General features: G+C 34.9%; 7 protein-coding genes. 4 read left to right on the top strand and 3 right to left on the bottom strand.

The window, feature by feature from the left end; translation table 11 throughout:
- Window positions 1-577: 577 nt before the first annotated feature.
- Complete coding sequence (locus JL57_RS36435; RefSeq protein WP_034142779.1) at window positions 578-763, top strand: aspartyl-phosphate phosphatase Spo0E family protein; 186 nt, start codon at window positions 578-580, stop codon at window positions 761-763.
- Window positions 764-774: 11 nt separating this feature from the next.
- On the opposite strand, the gene JL57_RS14680 is transcribed toward JL57_RS36435, so the two are convergent.
- Both JL57_RS14680 and JL57_RS14685 read right to left on the bottom strand, forming a co-directional pair.
- Entirely contained in the window at window positions 775-1,545 is a 771-nt protein-coding gene (locus tag JL57_RS14680) for a LytTR family DNA-binding domain-containing protein (RefSeq protein ID WP_034142780.1), read from the bottom strand.
- A gap of 18 nt (window positions 1,546-1,563) precedes the next feature.
- Entirely contained in the window at window positions 1,564-2,142 is a 579-nt protein-coding gene (locus JL57_RS14685; protein ID WP_034142781.1) for a GHKL domain-containing protein, read from the bottom strand.
- Window positions 2,143-2,263: 121 nt separating this feature from the next.
- On the opposite strand from JL57_RS14685, the gene JL57_RS34520 reads away from it, so the two are divergent.
- Genes JL57_RS34520 through JL57_RS14705 form a run of 3 tightly spaced genes read left to right on the top strand, consistent with a single transcriptional unit; the run spans window position 2,264 to window position 7,842 of the window.
- A complete protein-coding gene (locus JL57_RS34520) occupies window positions 2,264-5,518 on the top strand; it encodes an ATP-binding protein (protein WP_045691264.1) in 3,255 nt (1,084 codons plus the stop codon).
- A complete protein-coding gene (locus JL57_RS14700; RefSeq protein ID WP_366557031.1) occupies window positions 5,490-6,953 on the top strand; it encodes a diguanylate cyclase in 1,464 nt (487 codons plus the stop codon). Before JL57_RS34520 ends, JL57_RS14700 begins: the two co-directional genes overlap by 29 nt.
- Before the next feature lie 34 nt (window positions 6,954-6,987).
- The gene (locus tag JL57_RS14705) at window positions 6,988-7,842 is read left to right on the top strand and encodes a hypothetical protein (protein ID WP_291300120.1); all 855 of its coding nucleotides are present in this window, start codon (window positions 6,988-6,990) and stop codon (window positions 7,840-7,842) included.
- A gap of 299 nt (window positions 7,843-8,141) precedes the next feature.
- On the opposite strand, the gene JL57_RS14710 is transcribed toward JL57_RS14705, so the two are convergent.
- Window positions 8,142-8,477, bottom strand: a 336-nt coding sequence (locus JL57_RS14710; protein WP_034142782.1) for a transposase, incomplete at its 5' end; no start/stop codon positions are given.

The raw sequence follows: 8,477 nt of genomic DNA on the forward strand, positions 1-8,477 counted from the left end.
AAGAAAGATAGCTGTGATAATTGATGTCTTTAACTTTACACCACGCTTTTGCAGTCATCCCGCTGGTCCTACATTCGGCCACCAGCGCCTTACGTTCTTGTTTGTCCATTCGAATACCTCCATTCCTTTGTGTTATGGAGATAGTTTCTCATAGATAAAGCATGTTGACCATGCACCGGTTTATTAAGCGCTTACCTAGTTTTAAGCCAGAGCCATCGAAGTAAAACTCGAAAACAAAGCTAAGCAGCTTACCCTATTCTATGGGTAAGCTGCTTAGCTTTGTTTTATTTGTTGTCATATGCCAATTCCCATGTTATCTAGCAGAGTTACTCGTTCAGCTAAAGATGTAGATTACAACTCATATTCCGCACATTAGAAGACAAAATCCTTGTATAGGAATCTTTTTCGAAAAATTTTTCGCAATTTTATTCAGTATAAAAGTGTTATATATTGTAATTGATACATTTTATATGGTTGTAACTGCATTTTATAAGATAATTGTAGAATATGTATTTTTTATTTAGTAAAATTCATATATGATTCTACTGCTAAAAGTACTTTGAAGAGGTGAATCTGTATGGAAACGTTAAAGGAATTGCAAGAGAATATAGAAGAAGTCAGAAGTTTGTTAAATAACACAATCTTGGTTAAAGGAAGCCTTACAGATCCCGAAATAATATATATAAGTCAACAACTTGACTGTTTATTAAACAAGCATAACAGAGTAGTGAATATGTGTAAAAAGGTGATCAATGACTATTGAGGCAAAATGAGCTATGTGAAAAAGTTTAGATTATTAAGAAGATCAAACTCCTTTAAAAAATTCTTTTTATTCCTGGACATTAGGCACTTGTCACCTGTTGACATAGTAACTGCTTGTTCTTTCATATTTACTTCCTTAATATGTCGGGTATTGATTAAAAAAGATTTGTGAGCCCGGTAAAAAGTGTCTGTCATTTCTTTAATTGATTTCTCAATTTCTTTTAGAGTGCCATAATATTCAACTTGCCCATTAACTGTATGTATTGCAAGTTTAGGGCCGAAAGATTCAATATAAATAATATTGTTAAGAGATATACGATATTCTCGATAACCAGACTTTATACTTATAAAACTGCGCTCCGCAGGTAAATGCAAATATTGTATTCTTGAATACTCTTTTACTAGAGCCTTAAGGCAGTCTGAAAGATCTAAATAAGATACTGGTTTGACTAAGAAATCAAACACTTTTAGTTTATATTTAAAGACCATCATAGAAAACTGTATATAAGCGGTCAAAAATATTATATATGCATTAGGCTCCCTGTCTCTGATAGCTCGACCAAGCGTTATTCCATTGATCTCACTTTTAAAATTAATGTCCAATATATATACATTCATTTGTTCAAATTTCTCACTTGAATAATTCAACACATCCTGCGGGATGGTTGTAGATAAAGAAATATTAGCATCTATATGGTTTTCTGTTATAAATTTTTTAATACGCTTACATGTACTTTCAAGAACCGATTTTTGATCATCTATTAATACGAAATTTAGAGACATATCAATCACCTACTAATTTCATTTTATTATTTGAAGCTCCTGGACAAATACCTGATGTTGTACGAAAGTATTGTAGAGTATACCAGGATATTTAGACAGCGTGGAGGACACTCCATCTATTATAGGCATATTGGGTTTTTCTTTAAACGTATTTTCAATAATAATGGTTGTAGAATCGCCACTTCTCAAAAAGTATATGGAAACTTTTTTGATGTTAGCTTCTGATGCAGCATCTATTGCTTTATCTAAAGATAGACCAATAACTTGAAATAAATCAATGTCACTTATAAGATCGTTTTCTGGTAATATGATTAGATCAGTTATTAATTTGAAATCAATGCCTATATTGACAGCGGCTTTGAATTTTGCAGATAGAAGTCTCTTAAGTAGTGAATTTTCTATTTTTTCAATCGTAGAAAGACTTGTATCGATAGGCTTAATACTTTCCAGCATCTCATAAAAGTACTTTTTTAACCCTTCCCAGTCTTCTAATTCTATATAGCCATTAATGCCATGCATTATATTTAATGCATTATGCCTGAAATCTCTAAGTTCAAGTAAAAATTTGTCACTGTCATTTTTATTTTTGTATTGCATTTTTTCCTCCCATTAAACAAAAAAGCTTAATTATTCTTGTTATTAAAAATTCCATAGATATTTGAAATATCCTTTACACTTTTTTACTAAAATGTACAAAAAATTAATTGCGGAGGTAAAAATGGATAAAAATAGAATACCAATGAGTTTTATACTAATTATTTCATTTATTGTGCTTATGATATCTACAGTTAGTGTAATATGTTTTACAGTATTTTCAAATTGGAAACTATCATCTGATAATATTATTACAAAAATGGAAAATGATGCTAATATAGATATTTTTAATAAAATAGAAACCTTCATCAGTGTTCCTCTATACATAAATGAAGTAAACCACAATTCAATCGAAAATGAAATTGTGGATATTAACGATAGAAAGGAACGTGAAGTCTTTTTCGCTGGAGTTATGAAATCAAATAACGAAGATGTGTATAGTTTCAGCTATGGTACTGAAAATGGCGAGTATTACGGAGCACGCAGAAATACTAAAAATGAGATAGAGATTATGAAAAGTGATGCTGAAACAGATGGGAAATCTACCTATTATTCCATAACAAAGGATTTGACTTCAGGGGAAGTTGTGGAACGATTAGGAAAATTTGATCCTCGTACAAGAGATTGGTACATAATTGCCAAAGAACATGTGAAACCAATATTTTCTCCTATCTACGAACATTTTGTAATGAATGATTTAGCTATTACAGCATCTCATCCAATTTATAATAAAGAAGGTGTCCTTATGGGTGTATTGGGAACACATTTTACGCTTTCAAAAATAAACAGTTATTTGGAAGAGATTACAAAAGACAAGATGGCTATAGCTTATATTATTGAAAAGAGTTCGGGAGTAATCGTTGCAAATTCACTTGGAATACCAAATTTTGAAAGGTCTGGAGATACAACAATAAATAAACTTACAGTTGAAGAAATCGGCAACGAACATATCAAAGAGGCCTATCTAAACTATAAAAAAAATTTGGGAAATGATTATATTGTAAAAACGAAGGATGATAAGTTTCATATAAGTTTCACTGATTATAATAAAGACGGTTTAGATTGGATAATTATAACAGCTATTCCTGAAAGTCAGTTAACAGCTGAAATCACAAAAAGTATTACGGTTGCACTACTTTATATAATTTTAGCACTTATAATATCAATCATAATATATATAAAGAGCACAAAAATAATTCTAAGGCCTATTTATAATTTAATAACTACTACAGAAAAATTTTCAAAAGGAGACCTTGTACAGAGAGCCAGGGTTTTTAGAAATGACGAAATCGGGAAACTAGCCAATGCCTTTAATATAATGGCAGAAGAATTATATATGCTTATAAACACTCTTGAAGAAAAGGTAAAAGAGAGGACAAAGGAATTAGAAAGCACTAACGTTGCGCTAAAGAGAAGCGAAGGTGATATACGCCTTCTTATGGATTCTACTGCCGAAGCAATATATGGAATTGATTTGAATGGGAATTGTACCTTCTGTAACGCTAGTTGCCTCCGCATACTTGGGTATAATCATCAAGAGGCGTTGATAGGAAAAAACATGCATAGGCAGATCCATTATATGCATTCAGATGGGACGACTCTCCCCATTGAAGAATGTAAAGTCTTCAATGCATTCATTAAAGGGGAAGGCACTCATGTGGAGGATGAGGTACTATGGCGTGCTGATGGCACCAGTTTTCCGGCCAATTATTATTCTTATCCCCAGTATCGTGATGGAGAAGTTGTTGGTGCTGTAGTAACCTTTACCGACATTACAGAGCGTAAGCTGGCACGAAATGAAATAATAAAAGCAAAAGAACAGGCAGAAGCAGCAAACAGAGCAAAGAGTCAATTTCTTGCAAGTATGAGCCATGAAATTAGGACGCCCATGAATGGGATTTTAGGATTTTTACAGCTTCTTGAGAATACAGCACTAAATAAAGAACAGGTAGAATTCATTTATACTATAAAGAGTTCCACAGACACTTTGCTGGCAGTTATCAATGATATTCTTGACATATCAAAAATAGAGGCAGGCAAACTGGAACTTGAGCAGATTCCTTTTGATATACGTTCAACTATAGAAACAACTGTGATTCCTTTTTCTGCTAAAGCAAGCCAAAGTCTTGAACTCAATATGCTGATCGGGTCAGGCATTCCTCAATTTGTCATGGGCGATCCGACAAAATTAAGGCAGGTCATTAGAAATCTGATAAGTAATGCCTTGAAATTCACTGATAAAGGTGAAGTATTCATAGAAGTCAGCTTAAATAAGGAAACCGATGTTGCTATCGAACTATTATTTACAGTAAAAGATACGGGCATAGGTATGACCGAGGAGGAAATGAGAAAGCTTTTTAAACCATTTACACAGGCGGATTCATCTTCTACAAGAAAATATGGAGGTACGGGACTGGGGCTTGCAATATGTAAGAGTTTAGTGGAAATGATGAATGGAGAAATTAGCGTAGTAAGTGAAAAAGGCAAAGGGACTATCTTCAATTTCACAGTCACTCTGAATAAAACTGTAAATACAGAGGCACCCATTTTTGAGACAGCTAACAAAAGTGTTTTTGTTACAAGGCATACTGCGCAGGAATCTAATTATAATAACAAACTAAAAATATTACTTGTTGAAGATAATGAGATTAACAGGATATTATTCATCAAACTGTTAAAGAAGAAGGGCTTAAGTTGCGACATAGCGATAGACGGCGAAGAAGCTGTAAGGGCATGTGTTGATAAAAACTATAATATGATTTTCATGGACTGTCAGATGCCGGTGATGGATGGTTATAATGCGACAAGACAGATTCGTGAAGCAGAAGGGAGTAGAAAACATACGGTGATTATAGCCATGACTGCCTATGCCATGCAAGGTGACGAGGAAAAATGCTTGAAGGCAGGAATGGATGATTACATAAGCAAGCCGTTTAGTCTTGTAAATTTGATGAAGATGCTTCAAAAGCATGGAAAAGCTACAGATAATGAGAACAACGAAATAGAGGGTAACATTTGTTTTTCTGATACCGTGCTTACTCTCATGGAAGAGTCAGGTTTTGATAAGGAAACCTGTAATGATATATTAACTATTTTTTGTGAACATACTGACAGACTGATTTGGGAAATCAAAGAACATATTGCCAAAAATAACTATGATGAAGCTGGTATTCTCATACATCAATTAAAAGGCTCGGCTGGTAATGTAAAGGCTAAAGAAATAGCCAAGTACGCCTTGGAGATGGAAGAAGGTATAAAAACTTCCAATAGTGAAATTCTTGGCAGATTATTGGAGGAGATAGAGAGGTCGTTAAAGGTTTTGAAAGAAAAAAGAAAAGGAGGATGCCCAAATGATCACAGGGAATGTAATGATTGTTGATGATTCTCCTATCGATAGAAAAATTATCTCGCAGATCCTTAAAGAGAGACTTGGCGGTATTAGTGTGTTCGAGTCTGAAGATGGGCGAAATATTTATCAAAAGCTTGTGTTAAACAATATTCAAATGTGTATTTTAGACATTGTGATGCCTCATAAGAATGGATATCAGATATTAGAAGAGATGAAAAACAATCCTGATTTAATGGATATACCTGTCATTGTGTGTACAGGTATTGAAGATAAACAAGCTATAGAAAAAGCTCTAACCCTTGGAGCTTATGACTATTTTTCTAAGCCTTTTACTCAAGAAGCAATGAAAATATCGTTACCTTTAAAGGTTAAAAATGCAATAGAATTTATGAAAAGAAAAGAAGAGATTATATATTTAAGCTATCATGATAAATTAACAAGCCTTTATAATAGAAGATTCTTTGAAGAAGTAATGATAAAATTTGATACTGAAAGAAATCTTCCCATTTCAATAATTATGGGGGATGTTAATGGGTTGAAGCTTGTAAATGATGCCTTTGGCCATGAAAAAGGGGATGAACTTTTACAGAAAGCAGCTGCAGCAATTCAAAATTCATGTAGAAAGGATGAAATAGTTGCCCGCTGGGGTGGAGATGAATTTGTCATTCTTATGACAAAGACTAAAGCAGAAGATATAGAAAGAGTCATCAATAGGATAAAAAAATCATATTCAGGTGAGTATGTTAACTCTTTAAGTGTCAGTGTCTCATTTGGGTGGAGTACAAAAAGCAAAGCTAATGAAGACATACTAAAAGTATTAAAAAGTGCTGAAGATCTTATGTACAAACATAAAACTATTGAAAATCAAGGGATAAGGAGTAATACAATAAACACAATAATTAATACTCTGCATGAAAAGAGTCCAAGAGAAGAACAACATTCTAAAAGAGTAAGTGAAATATGTCAGAATATAGGAAAAGCTATGGACTTCTCAGAAATTGAACAAAGTATACTCAAAGCAGTGGGCTTACTTCATGATATAGGGAAAATTGCAATCGACGATAGTATACTTAATAAACCTGGGAAACTTACAGAACAGGAGTGGGAAGAAATAAAGCGACATCCCGATATTGGATATAGAATACTAAGCACATCTTATGACTTTTTAGAATTAGCAGATTGTATATTAGCACACCATGAAAAATGGGCTGGTACAGGTTATCCAAAAGGATTAAAAGGAGAAGACATTCCAAGGATAGCAAGGATTATTGCTATTGCTGACAGCTACGACGCTATGACCAGTGAACGACCATATCGAAAGGCAATGAGTGAAGAAGAAGCCTGTATAGAAATAAGAAAAAACTCGGGAACACAGTTCGATCCTAAAATCGCAAGAATATTTATTGAAAAAGTGCTAGGCATGGGATGGCACTATTCAGTATGTGAACAGTTCCGCACCACCTGATCTGATCGTGCTTAAATAACAAGGAGATGACATAGTGAGGAGACTTATAACAAGCATAATAGCGGTTGTGTTTTTATTATCTTTTCCCCTTGCTGCCTTTGCTAATTCTGGACCTGTATTTTGGCAGGGCTATCCGTCATCGGATGTGATGTCAGTTGATGAACACTCTCCAATTGCAGTGGAAAATGAAACCCTTGTGTTTGATTTCGCTGATGGTGATAATTCTCACTATTCGATCAGAGGCAGGGTTAATGCAGCTTATAAAATGAGGAACCCGACAAATGAGATGCAGTCGGTACAGATGGCATTCCCGTTTGTGGGAAGTTTAGATAGCTTAAAAGCGGAGGATATTGTCATCGCCACCGATGGAAGCGTTCTCCCATATGAAGTGTATTTGGGAGATGTGGTCAACAGCTATGGGGATCCCTTACAGGAAGACAATAATACAAGCTTCGATTTTGAGCGTATTGTTAGCACCCTAACGAATAAGGCTTATCAGGCGGAAAGCATCGGAGGAAAGAAAACGGGCAAGCTCTATCTTATTGAAGTTATCCCTCTCAATAATCAAAGAATAAACTGTGCCATTGATTTTACGTTTGACAAAGAAAAAACTAAAGTACTTACAAACGGATTTAACCGTTATGAACGTAACGATCAGCAAACAAAAATTGCTGCATGGTGCTATGAACCGGAGCTATTAGAAATTTTTGTTTTAGGTGAGGATATCAATCTAGAGGTAAACGGTTTTTTGGATGGCTCTCTTGAGGGAAAAACCGATTTATTTACCTATCGAATCTCGACACAGGAAATAGAACTTAAACCGTATTTGATGGAGAGAATACAAAAGCACATAACATCAGTACAAGACAGCGAAATCTTGGACATTTAGGTGCTGTTTGGCGGAAACTCCACGGTGTACAGAAATGTAATAATTCGCATGTAATTTCCATTTGATAAAAGGTTATCTACCGAGGTGTAGCCTTCATTATGCTCAAACGATTCCTCAAGAGCTTTCGCATATAGGTTAAATAACTGGGTAACGCCAACGTGCCTTGAGAATACCAAAGAGATGCCGCTGCCGCTGCCGGCATCTCTTTGTGCGCTAGTCTCTGTCCTTTTTAAGTAATTGTCAAAACCTAAGCACTTGAGTAAAGAAAAAGCCCAACCCAAAGGTTGGACACGAATTCGCTATTTATTAGTTTTGTAGCAGTTTGCCGGAAGCTCTTTTGACCAAGGAACAAATTTTTCAATCAGTTCTGGGCGCTGGTCGAAATCGGTATTCGGCATCTGTTTCAATAAATAGACCAGATAGTCATAAACCTTCAGGTTATTTGCCAGCGCAGTCAGAATGATGCTGTATACCATTGAACTGTCGTGGGCACCGCGATCCGTTTTCATGGTGACCCAATTTTTGCGGCCGATTGTAAACGGACGTATACTTCGTTCCACCAAATTGTTTGTCGACTCTAGGCGGCCATCTAAAAGAATGTTTTCAAAATACGGCCACTGGTTCAGCGCATAATT

Source organism: Desulfosporosinus sp. BICA1-9 (genome assembly GCF_000802135.1).

Coding starts and splice junctions, on each gene's coding strand:
- JL57_RS34520 (WP_045691264.1), top strand. CDS start 2,264: ATGGATAAAAATAGAATACCAATGAGTTTTATACTAATTATTTCATTT.
- JL57_RS14685 (WP_034142781.1), bottom strand. CDS start 2,142: ATGCAATACAAAAATAAAAATGACAGTGACAAATTTTTACTTGAACTT.
- JL57_RS14680 (WP_034142780.1), bottom strand. CDS start 1,545: ATGTCTCTAAATTTCGTATTAATAGATGATCAAAAATCGGTTCTTGAA.
- JL57_RS36435 (WP_034142779.1), top strand. CDS start 578: ATGGAAACGTTAAAGGAATTGCAAGAGAATATAGAAGAAGTCAGAAGT.
- JL57_RS14700 (WP_366557031.1), top strand. CDS start 5,490: ATGATCACAGGGAATGTAATGATTGTTGATGATTCTCCTATCGATAGA.